The 20,187-nt window shown below is 70.6% G+C and carries 19 protein-coding genes; 6 read left to right on the top strand and 13 right to left on the bottom strand.

Features of this window, described 5'->3' with window-relative positions; translation table 11 throughout:
- Window positions 1-2: 2 nt before the first annotated feature.
- A complete protein-coding gene (locus ABD716_RS00150) occupies window positions 3-560 on the bottom strand; it encodes a TetR/AcrR family transcriptional regulator (protein WP_344772541.1) in 558 nt (185 codons plus the stop codon).
- Between the two features lie 204 nt (window positions 561-764).
- Here ABD716_RS00150 and ABD716_RS00155 point away from each other — a divergent pair, with 204 nt between their 5' ends.
- A complete protein-coding gene (locus tag ABD716_RS00155) occupies window positions 765-1,925 on the top strand; it encodes a hypothetical protein (protein ID WP_344772543.1) in 1,161 nt (386 codons plus the stop codon).
- A gap of 112 nt (window positions 1,926-2,037) precedes the next feature.
- Window positions 2,038-4,482 carry a beta strand repeat-containing protein gene (locus tag ABD716_RS00160; RefSeq protein WP_344772545.1) on the top strand — a complete coding sequence of 815 codons (2,445 nt, stop codon included), beginning with the start codon at window positions 2,038-2,040 and terminating at the stop codon, window positions 4,480-4,482.
- Between the two features lie 94 nt (window positions 4,483-4,576).
- Here the strand turns inward: ABD716_RS00160 and ABD716_RS00165 are convergent, their stop codons facing one another.
- Entirely contained in the window at window positions 4,577-4,954 is a 378-nt protein-coding gene (locus ABD716_RS00165) for a VOC family protein (protein WP_344772547.1), read from the bottom strand.
- A gap of 22 nt (window positions 4,955-4,976) precedes the next feature.
- Window positions 4,977-5,849: a non-homologous end joining protein Ku gene (ku, locus tag ABD716_RS00170; RefSeq protein WP_344772549.1), complete on the bottom strand. Its 873-nt coding sequence runs from the start codon at window positions 5,847-5,849 to the stop codon at window positions 4,977-4,979.
- 76 nt (window positions 5,850-5,925) lie between these two features.
- Between ku and ABD716_RS00175 the strand changes: the two genes are divergently transcribed.
- On the top strand, window positions 5,926-8,397 hold the full coding sequence (locus ABD716_RS00175) for an ATP-dependent DNA ligase (protein ID WP_344772551.1): 2,472 nt from the start codon (window positions 5,926-5,928) through the stop codon (window positions 8,395-8,397).
- On the opposite strand, the gene ABD716_RS00180 is transcribed toward ABD716_RS00175, so the two are convergent.
- On the bottom strand, window positions 8,334-9,533 hold the full coding sequence (locus ABD716_RS00180; protein WP_344772553.1) for an XdhC family protein: 1,200 nt from the start codon (window positions 9,531-9,533) through the stop codon (window positions 8,334-8,336). The two genes, ABD716_RS00175 and ABD716_RS00180, sit on opposite strands and share 64 nt — an antisense overlap.
- A 58-nt stretch (window positions 9,534-9,591) precedes the next feature.
- Between ABD716_RS00180 and ABD716_RS00185 the strand changes: the two genes are divergently transcribed.
- The gene (locus ABD716_RS00185; RefSeq protein ID WP_344772555.1) at window positions 9,592-10,728 is read left to right on the top strand and encodes a ThiF family adenylyltransferase; all 1,137 of its coding nucleotides are present in this window, start codon (window positions 9,592-9,594) and stop codon (window positions 10,726-10,728) included.
- 180 nt (window positions 10,729-10,908) lie between these two features.
- Here the strand turns inward: ABD716_RS00185 and ABD716_RS00190 are convergent, their stop codons facing one another.
- The 6 genes from ABD716_RS00190 to moaA all read right to left on the bottom strand — a co-directional run bounded on the left by ABD716_RS00190 (window position 10,909) and on the right by moaA (window position 15,143).
- A complete protein-coding gene (locus ABD716_RS00190; RefSeq protein ID WP_344772557.1) occupies window positions 10,909-11,544 on the bottom strand; it encodes a TetR/AcrR family transcriptional regulator in 636 nt (211 codons plus the stop codon).
- Window positions 11,545-11,567: 23 nt separating this feature from the next.
- Entirely contained in the window at window positions 11,568-11,897 is a 330-nt protein-coding gene (locus ABD716_RS00195) for a nuclear transport factor 2 family protein (RefSeq protein WP_344772559.1), read from the bottom strand.
- Complete coding sequence (locus ABD716_RS00200) at window positions 11,894-12,787, bottom strand: SDR family NAD(P)-dependent oxidoreductase (RefSeq protein ID WP_344772561.1); 894 nt, start codon at window positions 12,785-12,787, stop codon at window positions 11,894-11,896. Before ABD716_RS00200 ends, ABD716_RS00195 begins: the two co-directional genes overlap by 4 nt.
- A gap of 59 nt (window positions 12,788-12,846) precedes the next feature.
- Window positions 12,847-13,587 (bottom strand): SDR family oxidoreductase, encoded by a 741-nt coding sequence (locus tag ABD716_RS00205; protein WP_344772563.1) that lies wholly within the window; start codon window positions 13,585-13,587, stop codon window positions 12,847-12,849.
- Between the two features lie 247 nt (window positions 13,588-13,834).
- Window positions 13,835-14,080, bottom strand: coding sequence for a MoaD/ThiS family protein (locus ABD716_RS00210; protein ID WP_344772565.1), 246 nt, complete (start codon window positions 14,078-14,080; stop codon window positions 13,835-13,837).
- A complete protein-coding gene (moaA, locus tag ABD716_RS00215; protein WP_344772567.1) occupies window positions 14,073-15,143 on the bottom strand; it encodes a GTP 3',8-cyclase MoaA in 1,071 nt (356 codons plus the stop codon). The genes ABD716_RS00210 and moaA overlap by 8 nt, the downstream gene beginning before the upstream one ends.
- Window positions 15,144-15,225: 82 nt before the next feature.
- Between moaA and ABD716_RS00220 the strand changes: the two genes are divergently transcribed.
- A complete protein-coding gene (locus tag ABD716_RS00220) occupies window positions 15,226-15,618 on the top strand; it encodes a molybdenum cofactor biosynthesis protein MoaE (protein WP_425553364.1) in 393 nt (130 codons plus the stop codon).
- A gap of 95 nt (window positions 15,619-15,713) precedes the next feature.
- On the opposite strand, the gene ABD716_RS00225 is transcribed toward ABD716_RS00220, so the two are convergent.
- From ABD716_RS00225 to ABD716_RS00235, 3 genes are all read right to left on the bottom strand, one after another.
- Window positions 15,714-17,906 carry an acyltransferase family protein gene (locus tag ABD716_RS00225; RefSeq protein ID WP_344772571.1) on the bottom strand — a complete coding sequence of 731 codons (2,193 nt, stop codon included), beginning with the start codon at window positions 17,904-17,906 and terminating at the stop codon, window positions 15,714-15,716.
- Between the two features lie 260 nt (window positions 17,907-18,166).
- On the bottom strand, window positions 18,167-18,628 hold the full coding sequence (sufU, locus tag ABD716_RS00230; RefSeq protein WP_344772573.1) for a Fe-S cluster assembly sulfur transfer protein SufU: 462 nt from the start codon (window positions 18,626-18,628) through the stop codon (window positions 18,167-18,169).
- 63 nt (window positions 18,629-18,691) lie between these two features.
- Window positions 18,692-19,090 (bottom strand): hypothetical protein, encoded by a 399-nt coding sequence (locus ABD716_RS00235; protein WP_344772575.1) that lies wholly within the window; start codon window positions 19,088-19,090, stop codon window positions 18,692-18,694.
- A 47-nt stretch (window positions 19,091-19,137) separates the two neighbouring features.
- Here ABD716_RS00235 and ABD716_RS00240 point away from each other — a divergent pair, with 47 nt between their 5' ends.
- Window positions 19,138-20,172 (top strand): LLM class flavin-dependent oxidoreductase, encoded by a 1,035-nt coding sequence (locus ABD716_RS00240; RefSeq protein WP_344772577.1) that lies wholly within the window; start codon window positions 19,138-19,140, stop codon window positions 20,170-20,172.
- Window positions 20,173-20,187 lie beyond the last annotated feature (15 nt).

Here is a 20,187-nt window from a genome sequence, read left to right on the forward strand (position 1 = left end):
ACTCAGCCAGGGTGGCGGACTCCGTGGGTCAGGGTCTTGGCCCAGTCATCGGGCAGGTCCCAGATCTGCGCCGTCACGATCAGGTGGCACAGCTGCCCGAACGCCATGAAGCGCTGCACCTCATCGTCGGTCGCGCCCGAGCGGGTCTTCGCGAAGGAGGTGACGCGGGCGAGACCGGCCCGCAGTGCGGCGCCGATCTCGGGCACATCCGCGACGGACTGCGCATGGACCTGCAGCAGCAGTAGCCGGCGGTCGGCGATGAGCTGAGCGTAGGCGGCGCCCATCGCATCCAGCACCGCGTCGGCTGACTGCTCTTCGGCCGCGTCGGCGCCGCGCTCGAGCGCGGCGAGGATCTCGTCGAAACACCGCTCGAGGGCCGCGACGAACACCGCGTTCTTACCCGAGAACAACTTGAACACGTAGGCCGACGAGATCTTCGCCCCGCGAGCGACATCGGCCACCGTGGTCGCATGGAAGCCGCCGCGCGCGAACGCGTCGATGGCCGCAGCCGCGACGAGTGGGCGGCGGCTCTCGGCGGAGGAGAGGACAGGACGGGGCATGTGAGTGACTATACACTCACCGCTCTTGAGCGCCACATTTCGCCGCGACTGGGCGCCCGACATACTGCGGAGGGCGCCCCGGCCCCCATCGACGGGCCGAAAGTGAGGAAAGGTTTCGCGGTCGCTATTGAGCCCCGGTCAGTTGTCAGATAGCCTGACGATGGATTTCTACCCTGGGGGACGGTAATGGATTCGGATCGGCGCATGCCGTCGTGGCTCAAAGCCACGATTCGCAGCGCGCTGATCGCGACCGCCGTCGGAGGCGGACTCTTCGCCCTCTCGCAGGTTCTGGCGCCATCTGAGGCGCACGCCGAAACCGTCTCGGCCGAAGCGCCGGCAGGTTCGGGCGACTCTCTGCTCGGCTCGACGCTGAGCGGCGTCGGCTCGACGCTCGGCGCCGTCACCGGCGTGGCGGACAGCACCGTCGGGGGCGTCGGAAAAGTCGTCACCGCGGTCACGACGCCGGTCAACACCACGGTCTCAACGGTGGTCTCGACGACGGTGAACGCACTTCCCGCACCGGTTCAGGCGCCGGTCAAGCAGGTGACCGCACCCGTCGTCAACACCGTCACCCACGTGACGCAGCCCGTCACGAACACGGTGTCGCAGCTCGCCGCCGCGAAGCCCGTGGGGAGCCTCGTAGGCGGCGTCCCGAGCACCGTCGACAGCGTCGTCACCGACGTCGAGCAGGTGCCCGTGGTCGGCGGGGTCGTCAGCGGAATCGCTGGTCAGAACCCGGTTTCAACCGTGCTTTCGCCTGCCGCATCCGGGCTCGACAACACCGTCGGCTCGGTTGCCGAGACCGTCGACACGACCGTTACCGACACCACGGGCGCGCTCACGTCGAGCCTCACGCCCGACGGCTCCGACAGCTCTGAGCCCGGCTCTCTGCCGACGACCGGCGGCGTCGCTCCGGGCACGCCAGGTGCGATCGGCACGCCCGACGCGTCGGCGAGCGCGCACGCCGTCGCCGATTCGGATTCCAGCTCCGTCGCCGCCCCTCTCGAGGCCGTCGGCGCAGCGACCAACGCGGGCGCACCCTTCGGGCCTGCGCTGCACACCTTCGCGGAGGCCGGCCAGCAGCATCTCGCCGCGGCCGGTGCCGCGCTCGCCGCCGCCCACTCGGCGCCGCTCGGCGGCACCGCTCCCACGCCCGCGCCTCTGGCGCCTGGCGCCGGGCTCGCCTCCGCAGGCGGACCGGCGGGAACGTCGGCCAGCGGGTCGGGCGGCTCGGGCACCACCGCACTCGCCGGCACGATCGGCGACTTCTTCTTCCCCGCAGCGCTTGCGGGGTTCTCTTCCCTCGTCGACGGAGATGCACTGCCGGCATCCCCCGTCTTCGAGAACGACTCGTCTCCTGACTAGGTAGGGCGCAGTCTGCCCGTTCGCCGTTGCGGCGAGCGCGTGGCGGACAGACGCATCCGCAGGACCGCCCGCGTGCGGGCGATCCCTCCTACCCAGTCAAGGAGCTTCTCCAATGAAAACCAATGCCGTCAGGGCGCTGTGGTTCGCAGTCGCCCTCGGGGGTCTGACCCTCGCGGGGGCCGCAGCGGCGAATGCCGCCACCGGTGACCCCGACACCTCAACAACTTCCGACGCCTCGAACACCTCCGGCACCGGGCTCGTCTCGTCTCTGCTGGCGAACAACGGCCCGGTCGACGCCATCGCCGGCGATACGGTGGTCGACAGCCTGGTCGGCTCAAACACGGCTCTCGACCCGGTGGCCTCGGCCGTCGACGCCGCTACCGCAGGGACCGCGGTCCCGACGGTCGTCGACGCGCTGGTCGGGTCCGACTCGGCTGCCGCTGACGTTCCCGGGGACGGGAGCGTCGTCGACGGCGGCACCGTCGGGGATGCCGCGGCCAACGTCGACGGAGTGCTGCACGCCGCCGCCTCGGGCGGGGACGTGGCAGGCGCCCTCACCGACACGGTCGACGGAGCCGTCGCCGATGTGAACACCACGCTGAACGACGTGCAGACCGACAGCTCGCAGCTGCTCGGCGACTCGGGCGTCGTCCCGACGGCGACCGACAATGTCGCCACCACGGCGGGCGACCTGCTCGGCGGCGACCCGGCCGCGACCGGCGATGACCTCGCCGCGACCGTGAACGACGCTCTCACCGGCACGGCGGATGCCACCGACTCGAGTGGCCTCACCGACGACGTTCTCGCCGACACCCTCGGTGCGACGACCGACACGAGCTCGGCACCTGGAACCGACACGGTGGCCGGCGACGACCTGACGGCCGTTCTCGCGCCCGTCACCGACACCGGGCTCACCGACGTCACCTCGGCCGTGCTCGGCGGCACGGATGCGACGCCGCTCGAGGATCTGACCGGTTCCGACAGCCCCGTCGACACCCTCGTGGGCGACGATGTGCTCGACCCGGTGCTCGGTTCGGACAGCGAGCTGCCTGCGACCCTTGCGCCGGTGACCGGTGCTGTGGACGGCCTGACCGACACGACCGCCACGTCGGACATCGTGGACGCGGCCGTCGGGCAGGACTCGGGACTGAACGACATCGCCGGTGACGGCACGCTCGTCGAGGGCGGCCTCGTCGGCGACGCCACCACGAACACCGATGCCGTGATCGACGACCTCGCCTCGGGCGAGCCCGTGGCGGCCGACCTCGGCACCACCGTGGACGGCGTCGTGAACGACCTGACCACCACCGGCCAGGACGCCGCTGACAACCTCACCGACCAGGTGGCCAACGGCCTCGTCGCCGATGCCCTCTCGGACGGCGCACAGACCGTGAACGACCTGCTCACCGGCGGCGACGTCGCGGGCGATCTCAGCGAGACTGTGGCGGATGCCGGCAGCAACACCGCCGACGCGCTCGACTCCACCGGGCTCGTCGACGACGCGGCAGCGGACCTGCTGGGCGACTCCGGCACCTCGGCTCCCGCAGGCGGCGCGTCTGCCGTCACGGCGCCGATAACGGGCGCCCTCGACGACGGCCTCGTCGACAGCCTGCTCGGCGACGACAACATCGTGGACCAGCTCACCGACGACGGCAATGTCGTCGAGGACCTGACCGACCCGGGCACGGTGCTCGACCAGGTTGTGGGCGACCCGATCGTCGACCCGCTGCTCGGTTCGGACAGCCCGCTCGACGCGCTCACCGGCGACGACTCGCCGATCGCCGATGTCACCGGCGACGACTCCGCGTTGAACGACGTCGCCGGTGACGGCGCCCTCGTCGAGGGCGGCCTCGTCGGCGACGCCGCGAGCAACGTCGACGACATCCTCACGGACCTCGAGTCCGGCGGCGACGTGGTCGGCGACATCACGGACGCCGGCGGCCTGCTCGACGACGCCGTGACCGACACCGTCCAGACCGTCGACGACACCCTCGCCGGCGCGAACCAGACCCTCGCCGATGCCGCTGACGCGCTTCAGTCGGACGACCCGGTGGGCGGCCTGCTCGACGTCGTGAGCTCGGATGTCACCGCCCAGTCCGGGCTGCTGGACCCCGTGCTCACCGACGTGCTCGGTGACACCGACCCGGCCGCAACCGACCCGGGCGACGGAACCGACCCCGGCGACGGAACCGACCCCGGCGACGGCACCGACCCCGGCGACGGCACCAACCCCGGCGACGGCACCAACCCCGGCGACGGCACCAACCCCGGCGACGGCACCAACCCCGGCGACGGCACCAACCCCGGCGATGGCGCGAACGGCGGCAACGGCGGCTCCGAGACGACCGGTCTGATCACCGGCGCCGTCGCTGCCAGCGCCCCGGTCACCCTCGACGCGGCAGCTGCCCCGGCAGCCGCTTCGGCCGCGGGCGCCCTGGCCACCACCGGAACAGACATCAGCGCCGGGCTCGCCTCTGCGCTCGCCCTGCTGATGATCGGCGCAGTCGCACTTCTGCTGCGCCGGAAGGAGCGGACTGCCGGCACTCCCCGCCGGTAACCGCATCCCTTGACTGGGGCCGACGCGGTCAGGAGCCACCCCTCCTGACCGCGTTGGCCCCATCAGTCGTCGGGCGGGCGATCACCGCGAGGGGTCAGCCCTGCAGGATCGACAGGATGTTGCCGCTCGGGTCCCGGAACCAGCCGATGTCGGGCCCCTGCCCGGCCTCTCTGCCGCGCACGACGCCGTTGTGGCTGTGCGGCATGCCCTCGTAGCGCTCGAGCTCGATGCCCGCCGCCGCGAGCTCTGCGGCAGCCACGTCGATGTCCTCGACCTCGAAGTTCAGCACCGTGTAGCCCGCAGGGGTGAAGCTCGGCGACTGGTAGACGAACAGCGTGCCGCCGGGCAGTCGCAGCGTGAGCCCAGCGGGGTTCTCGTCGATCGTGAGACCGAGCTTTCCGCCGTAGAACTGCTTGGCCGCATCGAGGTCGTCGACGCCGAGGCCGCTGAACGCGTGCGTGGATGTCAGCATGGTGTGGCTCCTTTGCTCGCGGTCAGTTTGCCTTTCGGCGCCTGCTGCCGGAAGAGCGCGAGCCGGACGACCCGGAAGACGCGGACGACCCCGCCGACCGCTTGCGATCGACGCTGCGGCGCAGCGCCTCCATCAGGTCGACGACCTCGGCGCCGCCTTCCTCGCCGCCCTCGTCCTCGGCTTCCTCGCCGAAGGTGGCCGCGGTGTCGACCGTGTCGCCCTGTTCGAGCTTGGCGTCGATGAGCTTCTTGAGCTCGTCCTGGTACTCGTCCTTGTAGTCCTCGGGGTTGAAATCCGCCTCGAGGCTCTTCACGAGCGAGTCCGCGAGCTCCTGCTCCTTTGGGGTGATGCGCGGCGGCTTCTCGAGCACCGAGAAGTCGGCCTCGCGCACCTCGTCACCCCACAGCAGCGACTGCAGCACCATCACGCCGTCGTCGTGCACGCGCAGCGCACCCAGATGGGTCTTGTTGCGCAGCGCGAATCGCACGATCGCCGTGCGGTCGGTGCGCTCGAGCGTCCGGCGCAGCAGCACGTATGCCTTCACGCCGCCCTTCTCGGGCTCGAGGTAGTAGCTGCGCTCGAAGGTGATCGGGTCGAGCTGCTCAGACGGCACGAACTCGATGACCTCGACGTCGTCGCGGCTCGCCTCTGGCAGCGCCTCCATGTCGTCGTCGTCGATCACGACCGTGCGGTCCCCCGCGTCGTAGGCGTGGTCGATGTGCTCGAACGGGATGACCTTGCCGCAGATATCGCAGCGGCGCTCGTAGTGGATGCGCCCGCCGTCTTTGTCGTGCACCTGGTGCAGGGCGATGTCGTGGTCCTGCGTGGCCGTATAGATCTTCACGGGCACGTTCACGAGCCCGAAGGAGATCGAGCGCTTACCGATAGCTCGCATAGATCCATCTGGCCCAGGCATCCGCTCGATTTCAACCCCCTGGAGGCGAGGCGGGCGCGACCTTAGCCTGCCGCACGTGGCGAAGAAGAATGAGCAGATCGTTGAGGTCGAGGGTCACCGCCTCACGCTGAGCAACCTCGACAAGGTGATGTACCCCGAGACGGGGACCACGAAGGGCGACGTGATCAGGTACTACACCGAGGTCGCGCCCTACCTGCTGCCGTACGCCGCAGGCCGGCCCGTGACGCGCAAGCGCTGGGTGAACGGCGTGGGCACGGCCGAGAAGCCCGGCATGGTGTTCTTCCAGAAGGACCTCGACGACTCGACGCCCGACTGGGTGGCGCGTCAGGTGATCCACCACAAGGACCACGACAACAGCTACCCGCTGCTGAACGACGTCGCGACGCTGACCTGGCTGGCGCAGATCGCGTCGCTCGAGCTGCACGTGCCGCAGTGGAGATTCACGGATGCCGGCGAGCGCGGCAATCCCGACAGGATGGTGCTCGACCTCGACCCCGGTGAGGGCGTCGGGCTGCCCGAGTGCGTCGAGGCGGCGAAGCTCGTCAAGGCGATCCTCGACGACATGGGGCTCGACTCCGTTCCCGTCACAAGTGGCAGCAAAGGCATCCACCTCTACGCCGCGCTCGACGGGAACTCGACCTCAGAGCAGATCAACCAACTCGCTCACGAGCTCGCCCGCTCGCTCGAGGCGGATCACCCCGACCTCGTCATCTCGACCATGAAGAAGGTCGATCGGCGCGGCAAGGTGATGCTCGACTGGAGTCAGAACAACGCCGCGAAGACGACCGTCACGCCGTACTCGCTGCGCGGCCGATCGCGGCCGTTCGTGGCGATGCCGCGCACCTGGCGCGAGATCACCTCTGGTCGCCTGCGCCAGATCGAGCTGCACGAGGTCATGGGGCTGATAAAGAAGCGGGGGGATGCCGCGCAGCCGCTGGCCCCGCCCGCCCAGAACGATGCGGAGGCGGACAGGCTCGCGACCTATCGCAGCATGCGCGATGCGAAGAAGACGCCGGAACCGGTGCCCGAGAAGGCACCGCGGCCGGGGGCCGGGAAGTCGTTCGTGATCCAGAAGCACGCCGCGCGGCGGCTGCACTACGACTTCCGGCTCGAGCACGACGGCGTGCTGGTCAGCTGGGCGCTGCCGAAGGGCGTGCCCGCGCCCGGAGAGAAGAACCACCTCGCGGTGCACGTCGAGGACCACCCGATCGAGTACGGCTCGTTCTCGGGCGACATCCCGAAGGGCGAGTACGGCGCGGGCCACGTGGATATCTGGGACCACGGGACATACGAGTTCGAGAAGTTCCGCGACAACGAGGTGATCGCGACACTGCACGGGCAGCGCGACGGGGGCCTCGGCGGCGAGCCGGTGAAGGTGGCGCTGATTCAGACCAAGCAGGGCGGCGACGAGAAGAACTGGCTGATTCACCGGATGGAACTGGATCAGCAGGGGAAGAGGGGGAAGAGCCCGTCGTCAGGAGAGGGTCTCGATACGGTCGCAGAGCGACCTACTCGACCAGCGGGCAAGAAGGCCCCTGCCAAGAAGGGGTCAGGCAAGGCATCCGCTTCGAAACGCGAGTACCGGCCCATGCTCGCAACGCTCGGCAGCGAGAAGTCCGCGCATGCGGAAAACGTGGCCGTCGAGATGAAGTGGGACGGCGTGCGCGTGCTCGCCTATGTGCGCGGCGGCACGACCAAGCTCGTGAGCCGCAACGGCATCGACATCACGACGACGTACCCCGAGTTCGCCGACCTCGCCGAGCGCACGGGCGGCCACGACGCGGTGCTCGACGGCGAGGTGATCGGCGTCGACAAGCGCGGGCTGCCCGACTTCGGGCTGCTGCAGCAGCGCATGAGGCTGACGAAGCCCGGCGACGTCGAGCGCGTGCGCAAGGGCGTGCCGGTGAAGTTCATGCTGTTCGACCTGCTCGAGCTGGACGGCGAGGAGGTCACGGGGCACGGCTATGACGAGCGGCGGCGGATGCTGGAGGACACGGTGCGCTCTGAAGGCGACATCCTGGTGCCGCCCGAGTTCGACGGCACGGTCGACGAGGCGCTCGGCCGGGCGCGCGAGCTGCGCCTCGAAGGCGTCATGGTGAAGGACCGCGAGGCGCCCTACCGCGTCGGAAAGCGCTCGGAGGCATGGATCAAGGTCAAGCTGCACCGCACGCAGGAGGTCGTCGTCGCCGGGTGGCGCCCCGGCAACGGGCGGCGGGCCGGAACCGTGGGGTCGCTGCTGCTCGGGATTCCGAGCGAGGCCGGCCTCACATACGTCGGGCGCGTGGGCACCGGATTCACCGACCGAACGCTCGACGAGCTGGCGGCGCTCGCCAAGAAGCGCGAACGGAAGACGCCCGCGCTCGTCGATGTGCCGCGCGCGGATGCGAGCGACGCGCACTGGCTGAGGCCCGATCTCGTCGGCGAGGTCGAGTTCGCCGAATGGACGCGCGACGGCCGGCTGCGTCAGCCGTCGTGGCGGGGGCTGCGGCCCGACAAGGCGCCGGAGGAGATCGTGCGCGAGTCGTGAGCCCAGGGCGACGCGAGGTCGTTCGCGCGATGGATGGGGCCGGAGGCCTCGGCGAGCGCGGCGCCCGAGCCGCCCCAGCGCGCCGCGATGATCTCGGCGGCGATGGACACCGCGGTCTCCTCAGGAGTGCGCGCGCCGAGGTCGAGGCCGAGCGGGCTGCGCAGCCGCTTCAGCTCGGCATCCGTCACTCCCGCCTCGCGCAGCCGCCGAGCGCGGTCGTCGTGCGTGCGGCGCGACCCCATCGCGCCGAGGTACGCGACCCGCGGGCCGCGCAGGGCGACCTCGAGCAGCGGCACGTCGAACTTCGGGTCATGGGTGAGCACGCAGATCGCGGTGCGGCCGTCGACGGCACCGGCGGCGAGCTGCGCGGCGAGATAGCGATCGGGGCGATCGACGACGACCTCGACCCCGGGGAAGCGCTCGGCCGTCGCGAACACCGGCCGCGCGTCGCACACCGTGACCCGGAAGCCGAGGAAGGCGCCCTGCCGCGCGAGGGCCGCCGCGTGCGCCGTCGCACCGAAGACGAGCATGCGCGGGGCGGGCGCGAAGCTGTGCACGAAGACGCGCATGCCGCTGCCGAGCCGCTCGCCCTCTGGCCCGCACTCGAGGACTCCCGTGCCGCCCTGCGCGAGCATGCCGCGCGCATCGTCGCCCACGCGCAGGTCGGCGACGGGCGAGCCGAGCGTGCCGAGCGTCTCGTCGGCGCGCACCACGAGGTGGGCGCCGACGCGTGAGGCATCCGGATGCCCCACAACGGTCGCGAGCGCGACCGGTCGGTCATCGGCGAGGTCTGCGGCGAGCGCCTCGAGCTCGGGGAAGGTGCGCGGCGAGAGAGCCTCGATGAAGACGTCGAGGATGCCGCCGCAGCTCAGGCCCACCGCGAAGGCGTCGTCGTCGCTCACGCCGAAGGTCTCGAGGGTGGGCGGGGTGCCGGCGATCGCCTCGCGGGCCAGGTCGTAGACGGCGCCTTCGACGCAGCCGCCCGAGACCGAGCCCATGACCGAGCCGTCGGCCGTGACGAGCATCGCGGCGCCCGGCTCGCGCGGCGCCGAGCGGAAGGTGCGCACGACCGTCGCGAGGCCGGCGCTCTCACCCGAGCGCCACGCCCCCAGCATCCGTTCGATCACATCGCGCATTTCAGGCGAGCGTAATGCGCCGGGGCGCCGGGTGCGCGCACGGTGTGAGAATCGAGGGGTGCCGGATCTCGCGCGCTACTCCCGTCAGCTGATGCTGCCCGGCTTCGGCTCGGGCGGCCAGGCGGCGCTCGGCGCGGCGCGCGTGCTCGTCATCGGCGCCGGCGGTCTCGGCAGCGCGGTGCTGCCGCAGCTCGCGGCGATGGGCGTCGGCACGATCGGCATCGTCGACGACGACGTGGTCGATGCGACCAACCTGCACCGGCAGACGCTGTATGCGCCGTTCGACGTCGGGGCACCCAAGGCGGCCCGGGCCGCGGCCCGGCTGCGCGAGCTGAACCCCGAGGTGAGCGTGCGTGCGCACCTCGACCGGCTGTCGTCGTCGAACGCGCTCGAGCTGTTCGGTGCATACGATCTCGTCATCGACGGCAGCGACAACTTCCCGACGCGGTACCTCGTCGACGACGCCGCGACGCTGAGCGGCATCCCCTCGGTGTGGGGCGCGGTGCACCAGTTCGGCGGCCAGCTCGGCGTCTCGTGGTCTGATCGGGGGCCCACGTATCGCGACCTGTTCCCCGTGCCGCCCGAGCCCGGCACCGTGCCGTCGTGCGCCGAGGCGGGCGTGCTGCCATCGGTGTGCACGGTGGTCGGCGGCCTGCTCGTGAGCGAGGCCGTCAAGCTCATCACCGGCATCGGCGAGCCGCTGCTCGGGCGCGTGGTCGCGTACGACGCGCGCGACGGCGGCTTCCGCGAGCTCGCGTATGCGCGCGACCCTGAGCGAATGCCGGTGACCGGGCTCATCGATTACGAAGCTTTTTGCGGCGTCGCCGCCCGAGAAGAAACGGATGCCACAGCCATGACTCCCCCTGCAGACCAGACCCCCGACGAGATCTCGGCGGAGGCGCTCGCCGCACTGCGCGCCGCCGGCGAGGCGATCCAGCTCGTCGATGTGCGCGAGCCGTGGGAGGCCGACCTCGCGTCGCTGCCTGGCGCAGTGCTGATTCCGTCGCGGCAGCTCGTCGCGCGCTGGAGCGAGCTCGACCCTGCTGCGCCCACCGTCGTCTACTGCCACTCGGGGTATCGCTCTGCGATCGCGCGCGACCAGCTGCGGCAGCTGGATTTCGAGTCGGTCACCTCGCTCGCCGGCGGCATCGACGCGTGGTCGCGCGAGGTCGATGCGTCGGTTCCTCGCTACTGACGGGGTCTCGATACGGTCGCAGAGCGACCTACTCGACCAGCGGGCGCGGCACAGAGCGAGCTACTCGACCAGCGGGGCGCGGCGCAGCGCGAGCTACTCGACCAGCGGGGTGAGGCGCAGCGCGAGCTACTCGACCAGCGGGCAGGGCTCCGCGCGAGCTACTCGACCAGCGGGGCGGGGCTATTGGATGCCGCGCAGCAGGTTGTCGATCAACGCGTCGACGAACGCCTCGGTGACGGGCTCGTCGGGAATGAGCAACCGGTGGTAGACCGCGCCCCAGAGCTGGTCGACGAGCACCTGCAGGTCGACATCGCCCCGGATCTGGCCCGCCTCGACCGCCTTCTGCATGCGCGCGACCGCGAGGCGCCGCCGCTCTGAGGAGTACAGCTCGCGGTACGCCCGGGCGAGGTCGGCGTCGCTCTGGGCGCGGCCGATGATCTCGGTGAGCACCCGGCCGCCGGCGGTCTGCGTCATCACACGGGCGAACGAATGCAGTTGATGGGTCAGATCGGCGCGGATGTCCCCCGTGTCTTCGAAGGCCAGCATGGGCTCGACCGCGTGGAAGTAGCCGTCGAGGGCGAGCGCCCCCGCCGACGGCCACCACTTGTAGATCGTCGTCTTGCTGACGCCCGAGGCGCGGGCGATGCCGTCGAAGGTGACCGCCGCCATGCCCTCGCGAAGCAGCAGCTCGCCCACGGTGCGCAGCACGTCGGCCCTGACCTCGTCGGCGGGCCGGCGGCCGCGGCCGCGGCGGGGTGTCGCCGGCGGTTCGGCGCGGGTCTCTGCGGGCACGTCGTTCTCTTTCGTCTGGCTCATCTTCGTCCGGCTCATCGTGGGCGTCAGCTGATCAGCAGCTCGGCGATCAGGCCGTCGCGCAGCGTGAACGTCATCGGCCCCGTCCCGTTATACCCGTCGCCGCTCACGGTCAGCGTCACCAGGTAGCTGTCGGGGTGCTCAGCGGGAGCCACGTCGACGAGCTCGAAGTGCGCGTTGACGCCGATGTTGTCGGTGCGGTTCCACGAGAGCACGCCATCGCGGCCGGTGAAGTCGCGACCCCAGTCGTTGAGGTGCGCGTCCTCGGTGAAGGCCGCCGCGAAGGCATCCGTATCGCCTCGATTGGTCGCGTCGATGAACGTGTGGATCGCCGCGGGCAGCTGCCGCTCGCTCATCGCCCAGCCCCGGTCACGAGGTCGTCGAGGCCGACGCGGGTGAGGAACTCGCGGCGGATGCGATCGGCGAGCTCCGAGACCTCTTCCGAGCCGTCGTTCGCGGGGTCGATGTGCACCCGATACGGCCGCTGCCCTGCCGGCAGCGCGACGATGCGGGCGATCTCGTCCGACACGAGCGAGGCGTCGGCGCCCTCGGGCGCGAGCGCGGCGAGCTTCTCGGCGACCTGGTCCATCAGGCCGGCATACTTCGCCTCGTACTCGGCCTCGGTCGCCGTGTCGCTCGGGCGGCCGGAGTGCGCGAAGTGGTTGGTGCCGCTCGTGAACGAGCCGGGAACGACGATCGAGGTCTCGACCCCCCAGCGGGCGAGCTCGGCCGCGTAGGACACCGCGAGCGAGTCCATGGCGGCCTTGGCCGCGAAGTAGGGCGCCAGATACGGGGGCGTGCCGCCCTTGACGCTGCTGCTCGAGACCCAGAGCACGAGGCCTGCCCCGCGCCGGCGCATGCCCGGCAGGGCGGCGCGGTTCACCCGCTGCGTGGACAGCACGTTCACGTTGTACAGCTCGGCGAGCTGCTCGGGGGTGAACGCCTCGGCGGGGCCGACGACCATGTGGCCGGCGTTGTGGACGAGGACGTCGATGCGGCCGTGCTCGCTCTCGATCTGCGCGATGGCGGCGTCGACGGAGTCCTGCGAGTTGACGTCCATCTCGATGGCGCGCAGGTCGACGCCGTTCGCTGCCGCGAAGTCCGCCGCGGCCTTGACCTGCGGCGCGTTGCGCCCGGCCGTCTCGCGCATGCCCGCATAGACGGTGTTGCCCGCCTGCGCGAGGGCGCGCGCGGTGAGCGCGCCGAAGCCGCTCGACGCGCCCGTGATGACGATGATGTTGCTCATTGCTGTCTTCCTTGTCTCTCGTTGCGTATGTGCTGCCAGCGCGTCGGGGCGGCGGATGCCTAGGCCAGGCCGCCGTTGGTGAAGATGACCTGCCCGTTCACCCAGCGCGCCGGCCCCGCGAGGAACGCGACGGTCTCTGCGATGTCCTCCGGCTGACCGAGGCGCTCGAGCGGAACCGCCTTCGCGAGGCCCTGGATAGCGGCGTCGTCCTTGCCGTTCAGGAACAGCGGGGTCGCGGTGGGCCCGGGCGCCACGGCGTTGACAGTGATGTCCTTGCCGCGCAACTCGCGGGCGAGGATCATCGTGATGCTCTCGACGGCCGCCTTGCTGGCGACGTAGGCGCCGTACGTCGGGAACTGGGTGCGCGTGACCGAGGTCGAGAAGTTGATCAGGGCACCCCCGGCGCGCAGCCTGTTGGCGGCGAGCTGGGAGACGACGAAGGCGCCGCGGATGTTGGTGCGGTGCATCCGGTCCAGCTCGGCGAAGTCGAGCGTCGCGATCGGGCTGAGCAGCATGATGCCGGCGGTGTTCACGACGACGTCGATGCCGCCGAACGCGGTCTCGGTCGCGTCGAAGGCCTCCTTCATTGCGATCTCGTCGGCGACGTCGCCGCCCACTGCGATCGCGCGACCGCCGTTCGCGGTGATCTGCTCGACGAGGGCGTCGGCCTTGGCCTGGTTGCCGGCGTAGTGCACGGCGACGGCGAAGCCGTCTGCGGCGAGCTTCTCGACGACGGCCTTGCCGATGCCGCCGGAGCCGCCGGTGACGAGGGCGACGCGAGGGGTGGTGGTGTCGGTCATGATGTGCCTTTCGGGTGTGATTGGAAAATGAACGCTGTGTTCATATAAGCACAAAATGAACGCTGTGTCCATATCTTTACCGAAGAGGATGTTGGCGCGTTTCGGCTCGGTTCGGCCAGGCCGACGGGCGGGGTGGGGTCTCGATACGGTCGCAGAGCGACCTACTCGACCGGCAGGGCGCGGCGCAGAGCGACCTACTCGACCAGCGGGCGCGGCGCAGAGCGAGCTACTTGACCGGCGGGCGGGGTCAGCCGCCGGCGAAGGGCGGCAGCACGTCGACCGTGCCCGACAGCGCCGTCGCGCGGTCGCGGCGCACGATGCCGCCGACGAGGAACGAGCCGGAGCGCAGGATGCGCCGCATCGGCTCGCCGTAGCGCTCGACGAGCGCGTCCTGCAGGGTGCCGAGCGTCGCGGGCTCTACGGCGAGCGCCTCGCTCTCGACGCCGGTCGCCTCGGCCGCCGCCGCGAAGTACCTGATGGTGAGTTCAGCCACCGATCGCCCCCATCGAACGCACCGGCGGCGCGAACTCGGGCAGCGAGATGCCGTGCCCGGCCTGCTTGTTCCACATGGCGGCTCGCCAGGCATCCGCCAGCTCATCATCGGTGCCGCCCGCGCGCAGCAAGCCGCGCAGATCGGTCTCGTCGTCGCCGAACAGGCACGAGCGCACGGTGCCCTCTGCGGTGAGGCGGGTGCGGTCGCAGGACTCGCAGAAGGTGCGCGTGACCGACGCGATGATGCCGAGGGTGGCGGGGCCGCCGTCGACGAGCCATTCCTCGGCGGGCGACGACGGGTCGTCGGGCCGGCCGACGGGCGTGAGCTCGTAGTGCTCGCTCAGCACGGCGATGAGCTCGGCCGCAGTCACCATGTGATTGCGGGCCCAGTTGTGGTCGGCATCGAGCGGCATCTGCTCGATGTAGCGCAGCTGCGCCCCGTTCTCGAGCGCCCAGGCGAGCAGCTGGGGGGCGTCGCCAAGCGTCTCGCGCATCATCACCGCGTTGAGCTTGAGGGGCGAGATCCCCGCGTTTTTCGCGGCGCGGATGCCGGCAAGCACGGACTCGAGCCGGTCGCGCCGCGTCAGCTTCGCGAAGTGCTCAGGGTTCACCGTGTCGAGCGAGATGTTCACGCGGTCGAGCCCCGCGGCGAGCAGGGCGGGCAGGCGGCGGTCGAGGCCGATGCCGTTCGTGGTGATCGAGAAGTCGGCACCGGTGGCCGCAGCGCGGCTCGCGGCGATGATGTCGGCGAGGTCGGCGCGCATCAGCGGCTCGCCGCCCGTGAACCGCACCTCGCGCACGCCGAGCTCGCGCACGGCGATACCGACGACGCGGCCGATCTCGTCGGCGGTGAGCAGGTCGTCGCGCGCGATCTCGGGCAGGCCCTGCTCGGGCATGCAATAGGTGCAGCGCAGCGAACAGGTCGAGGTGATCGAGACGCGCAGATCGTGGGCGACCCGGCCGAAGCGGTCGATCAGCTCGGGGGTGTCGGGGCGGCCGTCGGTGGGCGGCAGCGCGCGGGGGTCGCGCCGCAGCTGCGGCATCCCCAGCGCGATCGACGTCATTCGGTCACGATAACCCGCCGTGACGTATCGTCGCAGGGTGACCGATGCGCGAACGGATGCCTCACCCGAGGTGCTGGCAGGGATCAGCGCCGATCCCATCACCGTCGAGCCGGTCGAGGCATTCGTGCGCGCGTCGGTGAACGGCGCGGTCGTGAGCTTCAGCGGCGTCGTGCGCGACCACGACGGCGGCCGCTCGGTGAGCGCGCTGGAGTACCAGGCGCACCCCGAGGCCGAGCGGTTCATCGCCGAGTGCTGCCGCCAGGTCGCCGCGTCGACGGGGCTGCGGGTCGCGGCCGTGCACCGGGTCGGGGCGCTCGAGATCGGCGACACCGCGCTGGTGGCCGCGGTCGCCGCGCCGCACCGCCGCGAGGCCTTCGATGCGTGCGCAGAGCTCGTCGAGCTGATCAAGCAGCGGGTGCCGATCTGGAAGCGGCAGCGGTTCCGCGACGGCGTCTCGGAGTGGGTCGGGCTTTAGGGTGCGTTGCCCGCCCAGTGCCGACTTAGGGGTGGCGCGCACGACGCACGATTGCGCGTACGCGTTGGGCGGCTGCGTACGCGCACTCGTGCGAGCTAGGGCTCTCGGTCTCCATTCGGCTTCGCCGAGTCGACCAGCGTCGGCGCCGAGTCCGCCGAGTCGACCTGCGTCGGCGTCGGCTTCGCCGAGTCGACCTGCGCCGGCAGGCTCCCTTGCGCGTCGGCCAGCTGAGTCAGCAGCCACGGCGTGATGGCGGCCTCACCTGCCGGCGTGAGATGGAGCCCGTCGGAGGTCAGCGCCTGCCCGTCGGGCGTCTTCGTGCGACAGCCCGACTTCGGGCAGATGTAGGCGTTGAAGTCGAGCAGGCGCACGTCGGGCTCCTGTGCCGCGGGCTTGCGGATCGCCGCGTTGAAGCAGCGCACCTGGCGCTTGTCGCCGACGACCACCGTGTTGATCTGGTCCGTCGCGAGCAGCACCGTCGCGGGGTGCTTCGCCCCGCGGACGATGCTCAACAGGGCACCGACCTTCTCGGTGTAGCGCTGCTGCCAGGCGGCGTCGCAGGGGCGCATCCAGTTGCCGTCGATGCGCTGCTGCGCGGCATCCCACCCGATGTGCGCGACGACGAAGTCGACGTCGCCCTTCGCGATCTGCAGTCGCAGGTTGTCCTGCCAGGGCCAGCATGCCCGCTTGTTGTCGGCCTTGTTCTGCGTCCACCCCTGAGCCGTCATCACTTCATCGGAGTCCAAGATGCCGCAGCCTCCGTATGCCTCGTCCTGGGTCGTGATCGCGCCGGGCGCATTCGCCTTGAGGGCGGCCGCCCAGTCGACGGCCATCGAGTCCCCGACGAACACGGCCCGGGGCGCTCCGCCGGCGATGCCGGGCCGCAGGGTGGGAACCGGCGCGGGCGCGCTCGCACCGGCCGTCAGAGACGCCGCCTCGGCTGCCGTTCCCGGCAGCGACTGCAGCGACGGCAGGTACAGGCCTGTCGCCACCACCGCCAGGCACGCGATCGAGGCGGCGGTGAGGCCGCCCGCGCGGGTCCAGGGTCGGATGCGGATCGGCTCGGTGATCAGCCGGTGAACGAGCCACGAGACGACCAGCGTCACGGGGGCGCCGATGGCGAACATCGCCCAGCCGCTCACGCTGCCGCCGCTCAGCGTCTGCAGCATCCAGTACACGGGCAGATGGAAGAGGAAGAGGACGTACGACATCTTCCCGACCTCGACGAAGAAGCGGTTGTGGAAGACCCGCGCCAGCAGATTGCCCGGCAGGCAGAGCGTCGCCGTCAGCAGTGCGGCCACGGCAGCGACGCCGGCGAGGCCGCCCTGGTAGATCCACGCGTCGTGGTAGCTGCGCACCGCGACGCTCGCGCCGACGAGCACCGCGAAGAGCGCGAGAGACGCGAGGGTGAGGCCCACCCGTGGACGGCGCGCCACCTGCGCTCCGCCGCGCGCTTCCCAGGCCTCGACGACAGCCGCTGCCGCGGCCCCCGCGATGAAGGCGACCGCGCGGCTGTCGGTGCCGAGATACAGCCGGTCGCTGTTGCTGCCGTCGAAGAGCAGCGGCGCGACGGCGCCGGCCACCACGGTGAGCACGATCAATGTCGTGATCAGCGCCGCCGAGCGATGACGCGTGAGCAGCCACACGATGAGCAGGACGACGGGCCAGACCAGATAGAACTGCTCGGTGATCGACAGCGACCACATCTGCCCCAGCGGATTGATCGCACCGAGCGAGTCCCAGTAGGACTGATTGGCCGCGAGCTGCTCCCAGTTCGCGACCTGCAGCATGCCGGCGATCGCGGTGCGCTTGGCGCGGCCGAACTCCGCCGCCGTTCCGAAGTGCGCGACCAGCACGAGGGTGACGAGCAGCGCGAGCACGACGCCCGGCAGGATGCGACGCGCCCTGCGCCCGAAGAACGCACCGAGGCGCAGGCGCCCCGAGCGGCGCAGCTCGCGCAGCGCGAGCAGCGTGACGAAGAAGCCCGAGACCACGAAGAAGACGTCGACGCCGAACAGCCCGCGGCTCGTGACGCCCGAGTGGTAGAAGAGCACCGAGAGGATCGCGAGGCCACGAAAGCCGTCGACGGCCGTGAAGCGCGCAGAGGCGCCGCGCTGACCGTGGGCGCCCTGCGGCGCCCGGCGGGCCCGCCGCGACTGCTCGACCTGCTGCGCCTGCTCCGCCTGACGCAGCGAGCGCCTGGTCGGAAACGGCGCCTCTGCTATCGCCGTCGACTGATCGGTCATCGCCCCAGGCCCGGCGCGCTCGTCGGCTTCGCTGTGTTGCACATGCCGACAGCCTTGCAACGAGGGCTACGGCGTGATCACTGAGAGCACTACGGAAGATCGCACGAGGGACTACTGAAAATCGACGAGCGTCTGGTCTCCATTCGGCTTCGCCGAGTCGACCAGCGTCAGTCTCGGCTTCGCCGGGGCGAGCAGGGGTGGGGTCTGGCCGGGGCGGGGTCTCGATACGGTCGCAGAGCGACCTACTCGACCAGCGGGTGGGTCGGCGCGGGTTACTCGACCAGCGGGTGGGTCGGCGCGGGCTACTCGACCAGCGTGTGCGCCGGCAGCTTGGCCAGGGCGTCCTCGACGGCGACCCACGAGAGCATCGCGCACTTGACCCGCGCGACGTAGCGCGAGGCGCCCCCGAGCACGACCGCATCGCCGAGCAGCTCCTCGTCGCCCTCGACCTGGCCGCGCGAGCGCATCATCTCGCGGAACTCGTCGATACGGCGGGTGAGGTCTGCGGCGGGCAGGTCCACGACGAGGTCGGAGAGCAGCGAAGCGGACGCCTGCGAGATGGCGCAGCCGTGCCCTTCCCAGCTGAGCGATTCAACGCGTTCGCCGTCGGCGCTCACGTGCAGCTGCACGGTGACCTCGTCGCCGCAGGTCGGGTTGAGCTGGTGCGATTCCGCCGCGGCGCCGTCGCGCAGGCCGAAGTGGTGCGGCGCGCGGGCGTGATCCATGATCGTCTCGCGGTAGAGGTCTTCGAGGTCATCGCTCACCCTCTCAGGCTACGTCCGGTGCGCGCATTGCGTCTGATGAGCGGCTGATCGGATGCCCGAGCCTCACTCCTCCGCCAGCGCCTGCGCGACGCCCTGCGCCGCGGCCTGCAGATCGGCGCCCGCGCTCGTCTCGTCCTTCGCGGCGACGGCCTGCTGCGACTGCGCGATGAACCCGTCGACGGCGGACTTGTCGTCTGCGGACAGCTCGGACGAGGCATCCGCGTACTTCTTGAGCAGCCGGCCCGCCTGATCGATCTCGGTGAGCGGCGTCTTCGGCGTGACCGTGAGCGCATACGCGACGGCGTCGTTCAGCGTCGCCACCTGCGCGGCCGATGTCGCGGTCGTCGTCGGCACCGAGATGGTGCTGGTCGCCCCCTTGCTCGCGCCGCTGCTCGTGCAGCCGGTCAGCACGAGCGCTCCCGCGAGGGCCAGTGTCATCACAATGGGGGACTTTTTCCTCACACCGCCAAGTTATCGACGGGCGGGGCCGATACGAAAGGATCTGTGACATGAGCGACGACCTGGTCTTGGGGCTCGACACGTTCGGCGATGTGCTCGAGGACGATCACGGCGAGTTGAAGACGTATGCCGCGAGCATCCGCGACATCGTCGAGCACGCGGTCATCGCCGACCAGTCGGGCGTGGACGCCATCACCCTGGGTGAGCATCACCGGCCCGAGTTCGCGATCAGCTCGCCCGAGATCGTGCTCGCGACGATCGCCGGGCGCACCTCGCGCATCAAGCTCGGCACGGGCGTCACGGTGCTGTCGTCGGACGACCCCGTGCGCGTGTTCGAGCGCTTCGCGACGCTGGATGCTGTCTCGAACGGCCGCGCCGAGGTGATCATGGGCCGTGGGTCGTTCATCGAGTCGTTCCCGCTGTTCGGCTACGACCTCGCCGACTACGACCTGCTCTTCGAAGAGAAGCTGGGGCTCTGGGCGAAGCTGCTCGACGAGAGGCCCGTGACGTGGCGTGGCAAGACCCGGCCGCCGCTCACCGACGCCGACGTCTACCCGAAGACCGAGAACGGGATCACCACGTATGTCGGCGTGGGCGGCTCACCCGAATCGGTCGTGCGCACCGCGCGCTACGGATTCCGGCTGATGCTCGCGATCATCGGCGGGTCGCCGTCGCGATTCGCGCCATACATCGACCTGTACCACCGCGCGGTCGGCGAGCTGGGGCAGCCCGCGCTGCCGATCGGGGTGCACTCCCCCGGCTTCGTCGCAGACACCGACGAAGAGGCGAAGGAGCTGCTGTTCCCGCGCTTCAAGAAAGTGCGCGACAAGATCGGCGCCGAGCGCGGCTGGCACGGCGAGGTGACGCGCGAGCACTTCGAGCAGGAGGCCACGGCAGGGTCCGTCTATGTCGGCTCGCCCGAGACCGTGGCGCGGCGCATCGCGGCGACCGTTCGGGAGCTCGGCGTGCAGCGCTTCGATCTGCTGTACACCTCGGGCTCGGTGCCGGCCTCCGCCGCGGCACGTGCCGTCGAGCTTTACGGCACGAAGGTGATTCCCCTGGTGCGCGACATCCTGAACAGCTGAGCCGGCATCCGGGTA

This window comes from Gryllotalpicola kribbensis (assembly GCF_039538245.1).
In the GTDB taxonomy this organism is placed as follows: Bacteria; Actinomycetota; Actinomycetes; order Actinomycetales; family Microbacteriaceae; genus Gryllotalpicola; species Gryllotalpicola kribbensis.

Coding starts and splice junctions, on each gene's coding strand:
- ku (WP_344772549.1), bottom strand. CDS start 5,849: ATGCGAGCTATCGGTAAGCGCTCGATCTCCTTCGGGCTCGTGAACGTG.
- ABD716_RS00150 (WP_344772541.1), bottom strand. CDS start 560: ATGCCCCGTCCTGTCCTCTCCTCCGCCGAGAGCCGCCGCCCACTCGTC.
- ABD716_RS00200 (WP_344772561.1), bottom strand. CDS start 12,787: ATGAGCAACATCATCGTCATCACGGGCGCGTCGAGCGGCTTCGGCGCG.
- ABD716_RS00180 (WP_344772553.1), bottom strand. CDS start 9,533: ATGCGCGATGTGATCGAACGGATGCTGGGGGCGTGGCGCTCGGGTGAG.
- ABD716_RS00205 (WP_344772563.1), bottom strand. CDS start 13,587: ATGACCGACACCACCACCCCTCGCGTCGCCCTCGTCACCGGCGGCTCC.
- ABD716_RS00190 (WP_344772557.1), bottom strand. CDS start 11,544: ATGAGCCAGACGAAAGAGAACGACGTGCCCGCAGAGACCCGCGCCGAA.
- ABD716_RS00160 (WP_344772545.1), top strand. CDS start 2,038: ATGAAAACCAATGCCGTCAGGGCGCTGTGGTTCGCAGTCGCCCTCGGG.
- ABD716_RS00155 (WP_344772543.1), top strand. CDS start 765: ATGCCGTCGTGGCTCAAAGCCACGATTCGCAGCGCGCTGATCGCGACC.
- moaA (WP_344772567.1), bottom strand. CDS start 15,143: ATGACGTCGATCGCGCTGGGGATGCCGCAGCTGCGGCGCGACCCCCGC.
- ABD716_RS00165 (WP_344772547.1), bottom strand. CDS start 4,954: ATGCTGACATCCACGCACGCGTTCAGCGGCCTCGGCGTCGACGACCTC.
- ABD716_RS00195 (WP_344772559.1), bottom strand. CDS start 11,897: ATGAGCGAGCGGCAGCTGCCCGCGGCGATCCACACGTTCATCGACGCG.
- ABD716_RS00240 (WP_344772577.1), top strand. CDS start 19,138: ATGAGCGACGACCTGGTCTTGGGGCTCGACACGTTCGGCGATGTGCTC.